The organism is Chloracidobacterium sp., assembly GCA_016715795.1.
GTDB lineage: Bacteria > Acidobacteriota > Blastocatellia > Pyrinomonadales > Pyrinomonadaceae > OLB17.
This window is the reverse complement of the sequence record JADJXP010000002.1, coordinates 2166092-2182472: the sequence shown is the minus strand read 5'-3', so window position 1 is coordinate 2182472 and position 16381 is coordinate 2166092. Positions and strand designations below refer to the sequence as shown.

15 protein-coding genes are annotated in these 16381 nt (G+C 55.9%); 13 read left to right on the top strand and 2 right to left on the bottom strand.

The genetic code is table 11. The annotated features are described in order from the left end of the window. The first annotated feature begins 5 nt into the window (after positions 1 to 5). From IPM59_15045 to IPM59_15005, 9 genes are all read left to right on the top strand, one after another. The gene (locus IPM59_15045) at positions 6 to 2555 is read left to right on the top strand and encodes a protein kinase (protein ID MBK9216883.1); all 2550 of its coding nucleotides are present in this window, start codon (positions 6 to 8) and stop codon (positions 2553 to 2555) included. A 63-nt stretch (positions 2556 to 2618) separates the two neighbouring features. Further along, positions 2619 to 3245: a DUF4126 domain-containing protein gene (locus IPM59_15040; GenBank protein ID MBK9216882.1), complete on the top strand. Its 627-nt coding sequence runs from the start codon at positions 2619 to 2621 to the stop codon at positions 3243 to 3245. 3 nt (positions 3246 to 3248) lie between these two features. Beyond that, on the top strand, positions 3249 to 3437 hold the full coding sequence (locus tag IPM59_15035) for a hypothetical protein (protein MBK9216881.1): 189 nt from the start codon (positions 3249 to 3251) through the stop codon (positions 3435 to 3437). Between the two features lie 288 nt (positions 3438 to 3725). Further along, positions 3726 to 4397 (top strand): carbonate dehydratase, encoded by a 672-nt coding sequence (can, locus tag IPM59_15030; protein ID MBK9216880.1) that lies wholly within the window; start codon positions 3726 to 3728, stop codon positions 4395 to 4397. A gap of 77 nt (positions 4398 to 4474) precedes the next feature. Next, positions 4475 to 6394, top strand: coding sequence for a PEP/pyruvate-binding domain-containing protein (locus IPM59_15025; protein ID MBK9216879.1), 1920 nt, complete (start codon positions 4475 to 4477; stop codon positions 6392 to 6394). Between the two features lie 103 nt (positions 6395 to 6497). Continuing rightward, on the top strand, positions 6498 to 7007 hold the full coding sequence (locus IPM59_15020; protein ID MBK9216878.1) for a tetratricopeptide repeat protein: 510 nt from the start codon (positions 6498 to 6500) through the stop codon (positions 7005 to 7007). 4 nt (positions 7008 to 7011) lie between these two features. Then, the gene (locus tag IPM59_15015; GenBank protein ID MBK9216877.1) at positions 7012 to 7410 is read left to right on the top strand and encodes a hypothetical protein; all 399 of its coding nucleotides are present in this window, start codon (positions 7012 to 7014) and stop codon (positions 7408 to 7410) included. A gap of 181 nt (positions 7411 to 7591) precedes the next feature. After that, positions 7592 to 8155, top strand: coding sequence for an elongation factor P (gene efp / locus IPM59_15010; protein MBK9216876.1), 564 nt, complete (start codon positions 7592 to 7594; stop codon positions 8153 to 8155). 95 nt (positions 8156 to 8250) lie between these two features. Continuing rightward, positions 8251 to 9570: a 3-deoxy-D-manno-octulosonic acid transferase gene (locus IPM59_15005; protein MBK9216875.1), complete on the top strand. Its 1320-nt coding sequence runs from the start codon at positions 8251 to 8253 to the stop codon at positions 9568 to 9570. 5 nt (positions 9571 to 9575) lie between these two features. On the opposite strand, the gene IPM59_15000 is transcribed toward IPM59_15005, so the two are convergent. Continuing rightward, the gene (locus tag IPM59_15000; GenBank protein MBK9216874.1) at positions 9576 to 10007 is read right to left on the bottom strand and encodes a DUF4440 domain-containing protein; all 432 of its coding nucleotides are present in this window, start codon (positions 10005 to 10007) and stop codon (positions 9576 to 9578) included. A 58-nt stretch (positions 10008 to 10065) separates the two neighbouring features. Next, the gene (locus IPM59_14995) at positions 10066 to 10860 is read right to left on the bottom strand and encodes a peptidoglycan-binding protein (protein MBK9216873.1); all 795 of its coding nucleotides are present in this window, start codon (positions 10858 to 10860) and stop codon (positions 10066 to 10068) included. Between the two features lie 299 nt (positions 10861 to 11159). Here IPM59_14995 and IPM59_14990 point away from each other — a divergent pair, with 299 nt between their 5' ends. The 4 genes from IPM59_14990 (at position 11160) to IPM59_14975 (ending at position 16355) form a co-directional block, all read left to right on the top strand. Continuing rightward, positions 11160 to 12332 carry a hypothetical protein gene (locus IPM59_14990; GenBank protein MBK9216872.1) on the top strand — a complete coding sequence of 391 codons (1173 nt, stop codon included), beginning with the start codon at positions 11160 to 11162 and terminating at the stop codon, positions 12330 to 12332. 140 nt (positions 12333 to 12472) lie between these two features. Next, positions 12473 to 13525, top strand: coding sequence for a flippase-like domain-containing protein (locus IPM59_14985; GenBank protein MBK9216871.1), 1053 nt, complete (start codon positions 12473 to 12475; stop codon positions 13523 to 13525). After that, positions 13522 to 14886: a CDP-alcohol phosphatidyltransferase family protein gene (locus IPM59_14980; protein MBK9216870.1), complete on the top strand. Its 1365-nt coding sequence runs from the start codon at positions 13522 to 13524 to the stop codon at positions 14884 to 14886. Before IPM59_14985 ends, IPM59_14980 begins: the two co-directional genes overlap by 4 nt. Continuing rightward, entirely contained in the window at positions 14883 to 16355 is a 1473-nt protein-coding gene (locus IPM59_14975; GenBank protein ID MBK9216869.1) for an aldehyde dehydrogenase family protein, read from the top strand. Before IPM59_14980 ends, IPM59_14975 begins: the two co-directional genes overlap by 4 nt. Positions 16356 to 16381 lie beyond the last annotated feature (26 nt).

Genomic DNA, 16381 nt, shown 5'->3' with positions numbered 1-16381 from the left:
TCAGCATGGAACCCAAACGCTGGCAGCTGATCAAGGACATACTCGCTACGCTGCTCGAGGTCGATGAGAGTGAACGTGGTTCGAAGCTGGATGCTGCATGCGGGGATGACGATGAACTCCGAAGCGAAGTACTGGCGTACATCGCACTGTCGGAGGATGACCCCGAGACCAGAAGCACTCAGGTCGGAAAGTACCAGTTGATCGAGAAGCTCGGCGAAGGCGGCATGGGTGAAGTGTGGCTTGCTGCCGACCGTGCCGAAGGTTATGAGCGCCAGGTCGCCGTCAAGCTGATCAAGGTTGGCCCGGGCGCCACGAAGATCCTTGAGCGATTCCTCACTGAACGTCGCATTCTTTCGGGATTGTCACATCCAAACATCGCCCGTATGCTCGACGGAGGACGTTCCGACGACGGACAGCCCTACCTCGTGATGGAGTATGTTCAGGGTGTGCCGATCAGTGATTATGTCGCACGCGAGCGGCTCGAATGCCGAGATATTGTCAAGCTCTTCATCCTCGTCTGCCGTGCAGTTGCGCACGCGCATTCAAATCTGATAGTTCATCGCGACCTCAAGCCGTCCAACGTCTTGGTGACAGCCGATGCGGAGCCTAAGCTGCTCGACTTTGGAATCAGCAAGATCCTCGACATCGACGTTGCGGGAGAAGAAAGTGGAGTTACATTCACGCGGATGCTGATGACACCCGCATACGCATCGCCCGAACAACTGAGGGGTGAATCCCCGTCAACCGCGGCGGATGTTTATTCGCTGGGTATTGTTCTGTTTGAACTAGTCACCGGTTCACGGCCCTTCGGAATGTCGAGCGATAATCCGGTCCTGATGTATGACCTCGTTCGGAGCCACGAGCCAGAGCGTCCATCCTCTGTCCTGTTGCGCGAAAGCGGCCTCGTTCGCAACCGGCCCACGTCGAGTCGGGATGCCGGCCCAGTTCCCTCTCCAATCGCGTCAAAGGACCTTGAGGGCGATCTTGACAACGTCGTCCTGAAGGCGATCGATTTCAATATCGCACAGCGGTATCAGACGGTACAGGAATTCTCAGACGATCTGCAGCGGTATGTCGACGGCATGCCTGTCCTCGCTTCCGCGGGGAGTCGAACGTACAGACTAAGAAAGTTTATCGGCCGCCATAGGTCGCTCGCCATTGCGTGGGCGGCCTTTGTCCTTGTTCTGCTCGGAGCCACGGCGACGACAAGCTGGCTGTACGTCAGGGCCGGGAATGCGCAGATCGTTGCCGAGCGGCGATTTAACGATGTTCGGAAATTGGCCAATTCGATCGTTTTTGAACTGCATGATTCTATTCTGGATCTGCCGGGTTCCACTCCCACGCGCGAGGTGCTTGTCAGCCGTGCGCTCGAGTATCTGGACGAACTCTCGGCCTCGCATCCCGATGACCCAAAGTTACAAATGGAACTCGCCGATGCGTACGAGAAGATCGGAGATGTTCAGGGCGGATTGTTCGAGTTTCATCTTGGTCAACGGGAGAAGGCCGCCGAGAGTTATCGGAAGGCCTTTGCTATCCGTGAGCGCCTCGTGTTGTCTGCTCCGAACTCGCTTGAGTTTCGCCGCAAACTCGCTGCGAGCCTTTTTAAATTGGGCAACATGCTATGGGTCGAGACAAAGATGAACGAGAGCCTTGAAGCCTATCGTCAAGCCCTCGACATCTACGACAGTCTCGGTGGTCAGCCTGATGCCGAGGTCCTCGTCGAAACGGCCAAGACACTGACCCGTATCGGTTATGTCAAGGCGGCCGGAGGCGACCTGGACGGAGGGGACGCCGCCCTCGAACGCGCCTACAAGCTGTTGAATGAGGCCCGGACACTTCGTCCATCAGACATATCAGTGCTAATGGCGACTGCGGGCTCTCTCGAAGCGTCGGGAACTATTGAGAATGCCGCAAAGCAGAATTTTGATTCTGCCCGTAGCCTTTACGCCAACGCCCTTGTGATCTGGAAAGAACTATACACAGAACGGCCAAATAGCGTTATTATTAAACGGGGCTTGGCCCGATCCTATCACAACCTTGCGCTCGCACAATACAACATCGCGTGGAAAAGCGGGACGACCGCTGGGAAGGTCGATGCGCTCAAGAGCGTCAATACTGCACATTCGGCTTACGCCGAAATGGCTACGTCCGATCCGTCCAATCAGGAGCTTCGCCGCCAGTTGTCAGACAGCATTTCACTTAAGGCAAAACTCCTTATCGAAATGGGGCAGATCGAGACTGCCAGGTCAATGCTCTTGGATTCGCGTGCCGAACTTGAGAGCATGTGGTCCGCTTCGCCCGCCGATGAAACGCTCCAGATCAACATAGCCTCAATGAGTGAGGAGCTTGGATATAGCCATCTTGCCTCCGCCCGAAGTGGCTCGCGTGTTAGCAGAGAGCACACTCTAAGGGCGAGGGATTACTTTGAACAAAGCCTCAAAACATTCCGGAGCTTCCGTGATGCCGGAAAACTGGTTGGAACTCAGGCAAAGAAGGCCGAACTTCTCGAAAGGCAGATCGCCGAGTGCGATGAGCTATTGTCACGGGCACCGTGAAGTTCGAAGCATGCTATTCCGAGGCACTGATAATCGTGTAGAATTGCTGACGAGGTAAGCGTTATGGAGTGGTTCGCGACCTTGAGTCTAGCACTCGGCTCGGCCTGGACGAGCGGGATCAATCTATACGCGACCGTGACCGTTCTCGGCCTGCTCCAGAAGTTCGGTGCAACCAAACTGCCCGGCGGGCTCGACGTGCTGGATAACTGGTGGATCATCGGTTTTGCGGGCGGGCTGTATCTGGTCGAGTTTTTTGCGGACAAGATCCCTTATGTGGACAGCGTTTGGGACGTTGTTCACACGTTCATCCGTATTCCGGCCGGTGCGGTCGTCGCGTATGCGGCGACAAATCAACTCGATGAGAGCATAACGATCCCGGCGGCGCTGGTCGGCGGCGGGCTGGCGTTTGCTTCGCACGGCACAAAGGCGGCGGCACGCGTCGGGGCGAATTTCTCGCCCGAGCCGGTATCGAATTGGGCCCTGTCATTCGTCGAGGACGGCATCGTGCTGATCGGCGTGGTTCTCGCGGTCTTCGCCCCGATGGTCATCGCTGCGGTGTTGATAGTCTTTCTATTGTTCTTTCTCTGGTTCTTCCCAAAGGTCATGCGTGCCGTGCGAAAACTCTTCCGAGCCGTCGCCGCCTTTTTCCGCGGCGAGAGCTTTGCCGATGTCGCACGCAAGGCAAACTGACGCGTGGAACGCCTATTCCAAATCCTCGCCGTCGTCCTAGCCGCCGCCGCGGGCGTGCTTTTCTGGCTCGGCAATACGGACGGCCTCTTTATCGCAGCTGTGCTGGGAGCAGTCTGTTTCTTCCTGAGCGTTCGATTCCAGATCAAGGAGAGCAACAACCGGCGTACGGCCGAAACCGAAGAAGACTCTTGACTTCTCGTTGACGATGTGATACGTTGTTTCACTGTCGCAATGCACGATTTTTGCCGTAAGAAAAGTTTTTTTCAAAAACAGTGGAACAGGCGACAAAAACGCCCGTAACTATTGAAAACACAGACACTTATGTGTCCCACTTAGGTCTGGGACAGTAGCGGGACACTTTGGCGATGCAATGACCGTAAGTATTGCAGCCAGTATGCTTAGTCCTATACGGTGAAATTGTGGCGACATGCGACACCGAGGGAGTTGTTCGCCGGTTTGAACGCCGTTAGAATAGGTCAAATGAGCAACATCGAGCATCTGCTCGCCAATAACAAACAGTGGGCCGAGAGGTCGCGGGAACAAGACCCGCGTTTCTTTACGCGTCTCGCCGATCAGCAAAATCCCGATTATCTCTGGATCGGCTGTTCGGACAGCCGCGTGTCGGCCAACGTGATAGTCGATCTCGCACCGGGCGAGGTTTTCGTTCACCGCAATGTCGCAAACCTCGTGAATCACACCGATATGAACTGCCTGTCGGTGATACAGTTTGCGGTCGAGGTGCTGCAGGTCGAGCACATTATCGTGTGCGGCCATTACGGCTGCGGCGGTATTGTGGCCGCCATGGACAGCGAACGTCACGGCCTGATCGACAACTGGCTGCGGCACATACGCGACACCGCGAACCTGCATGCAGATCGCCTCGAAGCAATATGCGATCCAACCGAGCGAAATAACAAGCTCTGTGAACTGAACGTCGCCGAGCAGGTGGTCAACGTCGGCGAAACGACGATCGTGCTGGACGCGTGGGAACGCGCCCAGCCGCTCTCGATCCACGGCTGGGTCTACAGCCTCGCTGACGGCCTCATTCGCGATCTCGACATATCGATCGAAAGTGAGGCCGAGCTTCGCGGCCTGCGCAACCGTTTTCTATTCACCGATAAACGCCCGAACGCCGATGGAGCATCAAAATAGGGAGTATGCTGTTTCCAAAAAGAATTGGCCACGAATGCACGAATAAATCTCTTATTCGTGCATTCGTGGCTTACCTGATGCCGTCATTGTTGGTTGCCGCGATGGCCGCGACAACAACGGCTCAAATGTCGCGCAAGCCGACGCCGACGCGCGAGCCGGCCGGTGCAATGGCAAAGCGGCCCGACTCAAAGGCAAATTCTCTGCCGAAGATCGAGTCGCGAAACGCCTTTAACTCCATTGCCCGCGTTTATCATCAGGACACGCCCTACGCGATGCCGCACGTGATGTTCGTCATCGACCGAAAGGCGGGAAACAAGATCTACTTTATCAACTCGCAAAAATTTCGATTTCACAAGGATTTTCTGCTGGCGACGTATCTCATCCCTCGCGGCACCGAGATATTCAAACCTGTTTACATCGACCAGGATCGCCGTTTTCTCGTCGGCACCATCGCGTGGCAGGCGCCGGTCGAGCGTTTTACGTGGGAGCTTTGGGAAGGCGACCTCGCATCGGGCGAGATGATCAAGGCCGCGAACGACGTCATTAACAACCACTTCTACGAAAAGGTCGCCTACAAGCCCAACTCGATCCGACAGGAGGACGCCTCTGCCGATCTCGGCATCGAACGGATCTCGCAGGATGAGCTTAATCGCAACCAGGCGTATCTCGCCCTCAACACAGGCACGGCCGTCGGGCGCATACACATCATCGACAAGCTCGACGACACGGTCGAGATCGGCGACAACGAGATCGTCGTGCTGCGCGAGCTGCCGATCACGCTGCCGCCGGTGCGCGGCGTCATCGTCGCAAAGCCCTCATCGCCCTTGTCGCACATCAACATCCTCGCAAAAGGCTGGAACATCCCAAATGTCTATATCAAGGACGCCGATAAGCTGTTTCGCCAATTCGACACATATGTGATGCGGCTCGAGGCGAGCCTGACTGATTACAAATTCGACATGGCGTCGTCCGATGACATCAAGCAGCGATTCTCTTCGCCCGATCAGCAGATTCCGCCGGTCGATCTCAAGACGACAAGCCTGGCCGGGTTAAAGGAAATGCGAACGGCGGACAGCATCAAATACGGTTCAAAATCGGCCAACCTCGGCGAGATGATAAACAAAAAAGTCGCCGGGATCATCATCCCTGACGGATTCGCCATCCCGTTTCACTGGTACGACGAATTCATGCGGCGCAACGATCTGAACAAGATCATCGAGGACAATATGGACAACAACGATTTTGTCCATAATCCGCGTGTGCGGCGGCAAAAGCTCGAGGAGTTTCGCAGCGCGATACAGAACGGCAAGTTTGACGACGAACTGCGCTCCGCGATCATCACCAAATGGAAGACACAGCTTTCGTCAAAGCCTGTATTTGTCCGCAGCTCGTCAAACAGCGAAGATCTGCCAAATTTCTCAGGCGCCGGATTGTATTCCAGCGTTCCAAACGTGATCGCGGAAGACAAACTGATCGAGGCCGTAAAGAAGGTCTGGGCCAGCTTGTGGAAATTCGAGGCATACGAGGCGCGGGTGCGCAATTACGTCAGCCAGACCGACGTTTATATGTCGGCCCTTATCCAGATCGGCATCGATATGGAGCGGGGCGGCGTGATGATCACAAAGGACCCGTTTGACCCGAAGAGCAAGGACTCCGTCTATATCTCGGCCGTCTGCGGGCATAATTCAAAGGTCGTCGATAACGCAGGCATTCCCGAGCAGATACTCTACAACCCGAAGTCGAACGCCGTTGTCCTGATGACGCTGTCTCAGCAGGAAAGCGCTCTCGCCTTCGACCCAAAAGGCGACCTCAAAACGGTGGATAAATGCGCGGGGGCGAGAAAACGTGTTCTCACCGATGCTCAGGCACGCAGCCTCGCCCGCGTCGCCGGCAGCATCAAACGCGCCTTTGGCGGCAAGCGCGAACAGGACATCGAGTGGGGCATGATCGGCAATCGTATTTACGTCGTTCAGTCGCGGCCATACATTGATAAGTAAATCTGGCAGTGCCTTTGTTTGGATTTATTCGTGCATTCGTGGGCAAAGTTTCTTGAAAACATATTAGCCACGAATGCACGAATTAAGACACTACTGTAAACCTATGAAAAATCTCATTCTGGTTGCCGCAGCTTCGCTGCTCACCGCGTGCATGAACACGCCGCAGCCGATCCCGCAGAACTCGAATTCAACGACTCCGACGAACGAGCGTTCGCAGACCTCCATCGCCCACGGCCCCAATGAGCGCCAGCCGCCCGCGGCAAACTCCGCCGGAGCTCCTTCGAAATGGACGCAGAGCGGTGACGCGATCGACACCTCGACGTTTGACGCCGCGATCGCAAAAGCCGAGAAAGCCGCCGGCGACCAGCCGTCTGACACGGCAGCAAAAAAAGGCCTTGCTGAGGCCTATCTCGCTCGGGCTAATGCCCTGACCGGTGCGCGGCAGTACGCCTCGGCCCTTGGCGACTATCGCCGAACGCTCAAGCACGACCCGACGAACGCCGAGGCAAAGGACTGGGTCGATCAGATCATCAACATTTACAAGTCGATCAACCGCGGCTATCCGGCCGAGGGCGAAGAGCCGCCACCGCTGCCGTTTACAAAGGGGAAGTAGAGCGATGAAGAAGATATTGCCGCTCATGTTCGCGTTCTTGATCGTTGGCCTGTTCACATTGCCCGCTGTCGCCCAGAAGGCCAGTCGTATCACGTTTAAGCCCGGCGCTCGCTCGGCCGTCGTCAGCGGTCGTTTGTCGAGTTTCAGATCGGTTCGCAAATATGCCATTCGCGTCCGAAAGGGCCAGCGGCTGACGACCGAGCCGATCGGCGACGCAAATCCGGTCTCGATCTGGATCACGTCGCCGGACGGAAGTTCATTTGGCGACGACCTCGACCTGTCGTGCCACGCCCGCCGCGAGGTTTTTCCGACGGAGCGCGGCGATTACATTCTGACAGTCCAGGAATGCCAAAAGGCCGACCCGTGGAAGGGGCGATTTCGGTTCCGGGTAACGGTGCGCTAGAGTCTCCTCTTTGCGATCTCCGCGAAAACCTCCGCGATCTCTGCGTGGATCCCAACCGCAGCCAGATTCCACGCAGAGAACGCAGAGATTTTCGCAGAGAGACGCAGAGAAGAAATCAGGTGTGTGCCTAGACAGTTGACGGTCAGGAAACTACACTAACCCTTTTGTAATATTTAAGGTTATGGCAATTTCGGCAAACGACATACGCAAAGGCATGGTAATTCTTCACGAGGGTTCGCCCGTGAAGGTCATGGAATTTCACCACCACACGCCCGGCAACCTGCGGGCAATGGTGCAGGCACGGCTGAGGAACCTACTCACGGGCAACTCGTTCGAGTTTCGCTTTCGCTCGAACGACACGCTCGAAAAGGTGACACTTGAGCAGCACAAGATGGACTACATGTATTCGGACGGCTCGCATCATCATTTTATGAACAACGAGACCTTCGAGCAGGTGGCCCTCACGGACGAGGATCTCGGCGATGCCGCCCAATGGCTGATCCCGAATCTCACCATCGAGGTCGAATTCTACGACGGTACGCCCATCGGCGTCGCTCTGCCCGCCTCGATGGAACTGACCGTGACCGAGACCGAACCCGTGATGAAAGGTGCGACCGCGTCAAACTCCAACAAACCTGCAACCCTCGAGAACGGCGTAACGCTTCAGGTGCCGCCCTTTATCGTCGAAGGTGAAAAGATCCGCGTCAATCCCGCTGAATCGCGGTACATGGAAAGAGTCAAGTAAGCCTGTGAAATGGTGAAAGAGTGAAAAAGTGAAAAGGAAGGAGGAAGACTTCGGCTTTTTCACCTTTTCACTCTTTCACTTTTCACTTTCCGCCAATGTACCTTCTTTACGGCATCATATACACGCTCGGCTTCGTCTTGATGGTGCCGGTGTTTCTTCTTCGCCGAGGGAAGTATGCCGCGGGCTTCAAACAGCGTCTTGGCTTTCTTCCAGCATTCGATCGGAAGGGCAAGAGAGTCGTATGGCTGCACTGCGTCTCGGTTGGCGAGGTTAACGCCGCGCGGCCGCTGGCCGAGAAGATAAAGCAACGCTTCGCCGACTATTCGCTTGTCGTATCGACAACGACGCGAACAGGGCAGAAGGTCGCAAAGGAAGGTTTTGCGGGCGTTGCCGATCTGGTCTTTTACTTCCCTTTCGACTGGCGAAATACCGTTCGGCGTTCGCTGCGGCGCATCAGGCCATCGGTCGTGCTCGTGATGGAGACCGAGATCTGGTTCAACTTTTTCCGCGAGGCTTACAAATCAGGTGCCCGCGTTGCCATCGTCAACGGTCGCCTGTCGGAACGCTCGCTCAACCGCTACACAAAGATCAAGCGGTTTATGAAGCGCGTCCTCAACTATCTCGAACTGGCCCTGATGCAGGACAAATCCGACGCTACGCGCCTGATGGCACTCGGTGCCCGCGGCAGCAAGGTGCGCGTGACGGGCAATCTCAAGTTTGTTCACGATCTCGACGATAAGGCGACGGCATTGACCGCCGAGTTGCGCGAACGCTTTGGGATCACGCCCGACGAGCCGCTCATCATCGCCGCAAGCACGCACTCGCCTGAGGAAAAATGGGTGATCGAGGCGTTTCGCGAGGTCTGGAAATCATCGAGTGAACATCTGCCTCGGCTGATGATCGCGCCCCGACATCCCGAACGCTTCGCCGAGGTTTCGGGGTTGATCAAAGCGAGCGGTTTCTCTTGGGTCCGTCGCAGTGAACAGCCTTCAGGCCGCGACCACACGGCCGAGGTCATATTGCTTGATTCGATCGGCGAACTGCGCGCGGCCTACCCGCTTGCTGAGATCGTCTTCGTCGGCGGCAGCCTGATCCCGCACGGCGGCCAGAGCATCTACGAACCCGCCGCCGCCGGGCGCGCCATCATCACCGGTTCGCACACCGCGAATTTTGCGGCCGCGGTCAAGGAGTTTCTATCAAAGGACGCTTTGAGGCAGATCGGGCGAGTTACAGAAAAGGATGGGTCAGGAAAACTCGCGGATGAATTCCGCGCACTTCTATCGGATGCTGCTCGACGTGATATTTTGGGCCGAAATGCTCTGGCCGTGATGAACGCAAATCGCGGTGCTGTCACCAAGACAATCGAATATCTCGAACCGCTCTTCACTGCGAAGGAGCGTCCCAAGTACCGCTAGTAGTGTCAACTGGAATGGTCGGTAACGATTCGCCAGCCTTCTTTGAGTTTGCGAAAGAGCAGCGTGAACTTGCCTTTCGGATTGTCCTTTTCGCGTTCCAGCGACCAACTGCCGACGACAAACGCGGCACTGCTCGACAGCACAGTAATATCGAGATCCGAAAATGTCAGCTTGCCCATCATGCCGGGCGATCCGTAGGTCTTGCGATAGTTGTCGAGCGTCGGCTCCCAGCCGTATGTGATCCTGTCGCCAGACACGAACTTGAGCTTATCCGATTTCCAATAGCCCTGCATGAATGCCTCAAGGTCGCCATTGTTCCACGCCGTGACCTGCTCGTCCATGACCTTGCGGATGGCGGCTGAGGCTCCAGATCGTTGGGCCGACACGACCGCAGAAAGCATCAATATGAGGGTAAGTGTCAGTAATTTAGTACGCATATCTCAAAAAAATGGCCGGCGGCATATCGCCCCGGCCCGCTTCCCAATTGAACCCATTTTATTGGGCCTTACTCGCAGCTTTGGCCGCGTCGTACGCCGCCTGCGCGGCCACCTGTTCCTTCTGCTTGTCCGTCAGCGCGATTCCCATCTTGTCGAGTGTCGCGGCATTTAACGTCTTGGTCACTTTCATGCCCTTCGCCTCCTGAAAGGCACCTAGCCCTTCGCGCGTCAGATCGTCAAGTTTGCCGTCCTCACCGCCCGTTAGCATCTTTCCGTCGCGCAGTATCTGCTGCGCCGCCTTGATCTGGTCGTCATTCGCACGGAACGGCGCCGGGCGCTTCGGATCGGCGGTCGCTGACGGATTGCTTACCGTCTCGTGGCCGACAATAGTGCCGGCTTTGGAATCGGTCGGCGTAACGGCGCCCGTCTTGCTTGCCTTGGAATCCGTCGGCGTAACGGCTCCGGTTTTGCCTGCTGTTGATTCGACCGGCATGACGATCCCTGTCGCCGCTGCTTTCTGTTTGTCGGTAAAGGCAATGTTCATCTTGCCCAGCGTTGCCTGATTAAAGTTCCCCGTGAGCGCAAGCCCATTCGCCTTCTGATAGCTCTTGATCGCGGCGCGGGTCTCATTATTGTATAGGCCGGTGGCCTCGCCGTTGTAGAGTTTCTGCTCCTTGAGAAACTTCTGCCCCTGCATCACCTGCTCCTTGGTCGGACGAAACGCCGCTGATTTGGCGGCTGTCTCAGTTGAGGTCTTTGCATCGCTGCTTCCCTTGGTCGAGCCGCCTTGGGCAGCCGCCGCCGAAACAAACAGAATGGAAACAATACCGGCAAAAAATAGCCTTTTTAGCATCGCAGTTGGTCTCCTTAGTTCCAAATATTCTGCAGAAGCCCCGTCGCCGAGGTGACATCGTCCTGCGTTCAAAACCGAATCGAAGTTAGGTTGTGAGAGAAGTATTATCCTATTCGGGCAACATGTCAAGAACATGGCCGAGAGGGTAGTGCATCAGTTTGAAGTGGTTTAATGAAACACGACAGAAACAACCCTTACTAAAACCGCAAAGGAGGCTTACTGCGATGCGAGGCCGTCGGCCTTTATGCTATAACTCAGTTGGGGAACAGGATCGATAGTAATTACAAGGAGAAGCAGCGATGAAGATTGTCCCCGTATTTATTTCTATTACCGTTTTCCTATTCCTTACGGGCGATGTATTGGCGCAGCGTGAGGACTACAACGTCCGTGAAGCCAGAGCGACGGCAAAGGTAAAGACCGACCTGAATAAGATCCGGAGCCGAGTTCAGACGAAGAAGTTGACGTTCAAGGTTGGCTATACCCACGCTCTTGAGCGCGGCGTGGAGAATATCACCGGCGGGAAGAAGCCCGATGTCTCGTCGGTGCAGGCCCGGAAACAGTATTCGTTGGCCATGGACGTGTTGAAGATCGATCGTGATGCGCGGTTGGCGGCCGGAAAGCAAATATTACAGCTTCCTTGTTCGGCGAATTTGAAGGCATGGGACTGGCGAAAGCAAGGCAAAATCACGCCGGTCCGCTCACAGAAATGCGGAAACTGCTGGGCGTACGCGTCGTTGGCGGCGTATGAATCAAGCTACCTCATCAGGAATAATAAGTCGGTCGATGGCTCTGAGCAATATGTCGTATCTAACAACAATAACGGTGCCGGCGTCTGCGAGTTTCCTCCCGGCGGACGCTCGGATCTTGCAAGTGAATTCCTGGTCCTGAATGGGACCACGTCCGAGACCATAATGCCCGACCTTGGGATCACCGGCACTGCCGACGCTGGCATTGCGTCGCCATACGATGCCCTTGTTTGGGGTTGGGCAAGTCCCGATGCTCCGGGAGCTCCGGGCGTTCAGAACATAAAACAGTCGCTCTGCGAGCACGGGGCGGTGGCTTCGTGGGTAGATGCCGGCGGCACTTTCGGGGCCTATATCGGCGGAGATATTGCGGCCAACGACGTCTATAATGATGACGATGACAAAGAGGCCGGCCACAAGGTCGGCGGGCATTATGTCGCCATCATCGGTTGGGACGACACCCGCGGCGCCTGGCTGATCAAGAATTCCTGGGGGCAGAACTGGGGATTTGAGGCAGGATGGGGAGATGAGCGCGGTTACGGCTGGATAAAGTACGGCACGCATGGCATTGGAAGCTGGGTTTCCTGGGTCGAGGCCAGAGGCGAAGGCTATAAGCTGCCGCCGCGGTATTTCGAGGTAATGCCAAAGAAGAAATTGCCGACGCCGATTTTGAAGCCGATGATTATTAAACCCGTGGTCAAGCCAAACATCGTCGTAAAACCGAATTAGGGTAGACGTAGGAGTCGGGTTTCCGGCGTATCACTTAAGAGAATCGGCTTCTAACTGATACAATCTATTGCGGTCACGCCTTGCTGCACGCGAAGTAAGGCCGACGGCTATTTTTGCGTTTTTTCTGAAAACGCTTTTCGATGGCGAGAGTTTTAAGACATATCAAGGCCCTTCAGGTCCTGTTCCTGGTATTAGGGCTGATCCTGTTCTATTACGTCGTATCATCGGTCGGTCTGCGCCAGATCGCTGACTCGCTGCGGTTGATGGGCTTCGGCTTTGTGATCGTGATGGCGATCTCGGCCGTGCGGCACTGGCTGAGGTCGATCGCCTGGCTGTACTGCATTGAGGAAGATCACCGCAATATCCGCATCATCGACCTGTTCAACATAAGGCTCGCGGGCGATGCCGTAAGGTTATTGAGCTTTACGGGGCCGTTCCTGGGTGAGACAAGCAAGGCCGTGCTGATCCGCAAGCGGCTGCCGATGGTCCACGGCATGTCGTCGATCATCATAGAGAATCTCGCCTACACCGTCAGTGTTATTCTCGTCGTCATCAGCGGCCTCGCCCTGCTCCTGGCCAATTATTCGACGAAGACGAGCGTCAAGATAATGTCTGCGTCGCTGGCCATCGGCATGGTGCTGTCGATCATCGGCGTCCAGTACGTCATTTCAAAACGCATCAAGGCCTTTACGCGGCTTGGGCATTGGCTTGCTCGCAGGACTGATATTCAGTGGTTCAAAGACCGCACCCACAGCATCGGCCATACCGAGGACAAGGTCCACGAGTTTTACCAGCGAAAGAGCGGCGCGTTCTATGCCGTCTTCTTCCTTGAGATAGCGGCTAATCTTGTGAATGTTGTCGAGGTCTATCTTATTCTCTACTTCATCGGCGCCGCTGTCACACCGCTCACCTCGTATATCGTCGAGGCAATGATGAAGGTCGTCAATATATTGTTCTTCTTTGTGCCCGGCCAGGTCGGCGTCATGGAAGGCAGCAACGCGATCCTGCTCAAGATGCTCGGAATGGGCGTGTCGGCTGGCGTCACTCTCTCGCTGATCGAGAAGATCAGATCGATCTTCTGGGCGGCATACGGCCTGTTCATCTGGATGTACGCCTTTCAGAAAGGACGCTCTGACGCCAAGAAAGCCGTAGCCGTCAGCGAACTAGCCACCGAGGAGGCATTGAACAAATGACATCAACTGCCGTCCTGTTCGTTAATTCACAAGAGCAATTCGAGGGGCAAACGCTTGCTTGCTTCCGGATAACGGACGTGCCGCTGGTTAAGCGTAATGTGATCGACCTCCGGCGGGCCGGTTTTGCGACCATCTTCGTCGTAATGGATGAGCGGACGGCGGAGCTGGAAGCGGTGCTCGACGACATAAGGCGGACGAGTTTTCAGCGATGCACTTTTTCGGACACAGACTGGCGCGATGCGATACGAACGACCTGTGATGACGACGTGCTTGTATTCACATCGGACCGGTTAAGCGAATACCGCTTATTGCACAATTTTGCCACCATGACGCCCGGTAACGGGTTCGATTCGGTGATCGCCGTCGATATAAAGGACATCGATTCTCCGTCTAATGCCGAGAGGCGATTTCATCTGAACGACGGGCAAGTGATTACCGATGAGGAGTTTGCGGCTATTCCGATCGCTCGAGAACTCGGCCTCTATCGGATGCCGGCGGCGGATGTCGCATCGTTCGAGTCGCCAGAACCGGAGTATATTGCGGAGCGTGCCGCGGCGTACCGAAAGAACGGCCGCGTGGAACTCTTCGAAGTAGGTAACGGGTTTGTTGAGAAGATCGAATCGCGCGACAGCGTCCGGCGTGCCGAGCGCCGCCTGATCCGTTACATCTGGAAGTCAACAGACGGCATGTATGCGCGGCGCAATAAGCGCATCCTGAAGCCGATATTGCCCTACATTTTCAAGACGCCGATCACGCCAAATATGGTCTCATTGATCGGTGTGATCGTCAGCATTTATTCAGGCTACCTTTTCTCTCGCGGCGGATATTTTTATGGCGTCGTGGCGGCGCTTGTGACCTATCTGTCAGCGTTGCTCGATCATGTGGACGGTGCGATCGCCCGGATCAAGTCAAAGGAATCCGACTTTGGCGCCCATTTTGATACGTTGTGCGACTATGTGTTCTACGTATCGTTCGGTCTCGGTGTGACAGCTGGGCTTTATCGGGCCAGTGGCAACCCTTTCTACATCTGGTTGGGCGTCGCGGCCCTGTTTGGCACCATCACCAGCCTGATAATGACGAGCTACGCGCGCAATACGAGGGCGACCAATGCCAGCACGTATGCGGCCGAGGCGCACAAGAAATATGAGACACGGTCCCAGGTGACACGCATCGGGCGAAGGATCTATTTTGTTATCCGCCGTCCGGTCGTGCCGTATTTCATCATCTTCTTCTCGATCGTTCATTTGCTCCCGTTCGTCCTCTTTATGACGGCGCTCAGCGCCAACCTCTTCTGGATGTTCCACGTTTATACCAATACACTTTTCAGCCCGGTGAAAAAGCTCAAATCTGACCGCGAATGAGTGATTACAATAATTTTATAAACGGGGCATGGGAAGCATCAGCCTCGGAACAGACCCTTGACAACGTCAATCCGGCAGATACGTCGGACGTGCTTGGCACCGTCAGATCGGCAACCCGCGATGAGGCCCGTCGTGCCGTCGAGGCCGCCGAGGCTGCCCGCCGTGATTGGAAGGCGACTCCGCCGCCGGTTCGAGGCAAGATACTTTTCAGGGCGGCCGGAATCCTTGACGACAACCTCGAGGACCTGGCTCGGATCATGACTCGCGAAGAGGGCAAGACGCTGACCGAGGCCCGCGGCGAAGTGCGGCGCTCGATCAACATCATGGAATATATCGCCGGTGAGGGCCGACGCATTGCGGGCGAGACGATCTACTCTGAACTGCCGTCAAATTTTGCGTACACGATCAAGCAACCGCTCGGCGTAATCGCGTGCATTACGCCGTGGAATTTTCCGGTCGCTATTCCTGTGTGGAAGATCGCGCCCGCACTCGTAGCAGGGAACACGGTCGTTTTTAAGCCAGCGACGGCACTGCCTGCGACCTCGACGCGGCTCGTTGAGATATTTGAGGAGGCAGGCGTTCCGGCGGGTGTCCTGAATTTAGTGATCGGCTCAGGCTCCGAGGCCGGAGACGAGATCGTCGGCCATCCGGCCGTTAGCGGCGTTTCGTTCACGGGATCGAATGATGTCGGCATCAAGCTGTATGAGCAGGTCGCCCGTCGCGGGGCCAAGGCCCTTTGCGAAATGGGAGGCAAGAATCCGATGCTCGTTATGGAGGATGCAGATATAAATCTGGCCGTGGATGCGACCGCGAAAGGGGCGTTCGGAGCGACGGGCCAGCGTTGCTCAGCAACGAGTCGGGCGATAGTTGTCGATTCCATTGCGGATGAATTTGTCGAGAAACTCGTCAAGCGGGCGGACAGCATCGTAGTTGGCAACGGAGCTGACGAGGCTACGCAGATGGGCCCGGTCGTAGATAGACATCAGTACGAGAACGTCCTTCGATACATTGAATCGGGCCGTGAGGACGGCGCCGAGATGCTGTGCGGTGGGGCGATGAATGGCGAGGGGGCAAACGGCTACTTTATTCGTCCGACAGTCTTTGATCGTGTTACGAGCGATATGCGCATCGCCCGCGAAGAGATATTCGGGCCCGTGCTTGCCGTTATGCGCGTGGGCGATTTTGACGAGGCGATGTCGGTGGCAAATGACAGCGAGTACGGCCTGACCTCGGCGATCTTTACTAAGGATAATTCGCGCGTGTTCCGCTTTGTCGATGAGATAGAGACGGGCGTGACGCACATCAACTCCGCGACGGTCGGCGGCGAGGCACACATACCGTTTGGCGGCATCAAAGCAACCGGCGTCGGCAGCCGTGAGCTGGGCTCGATGGCACTGGATTTTTATGTCGATGTTAAGGTCGTTTACGTTGATTACACGGGCGAGAAGCGAACGGCGACGTTCTACTAGTCATGTCGAATTGGATTTGAGGCCAT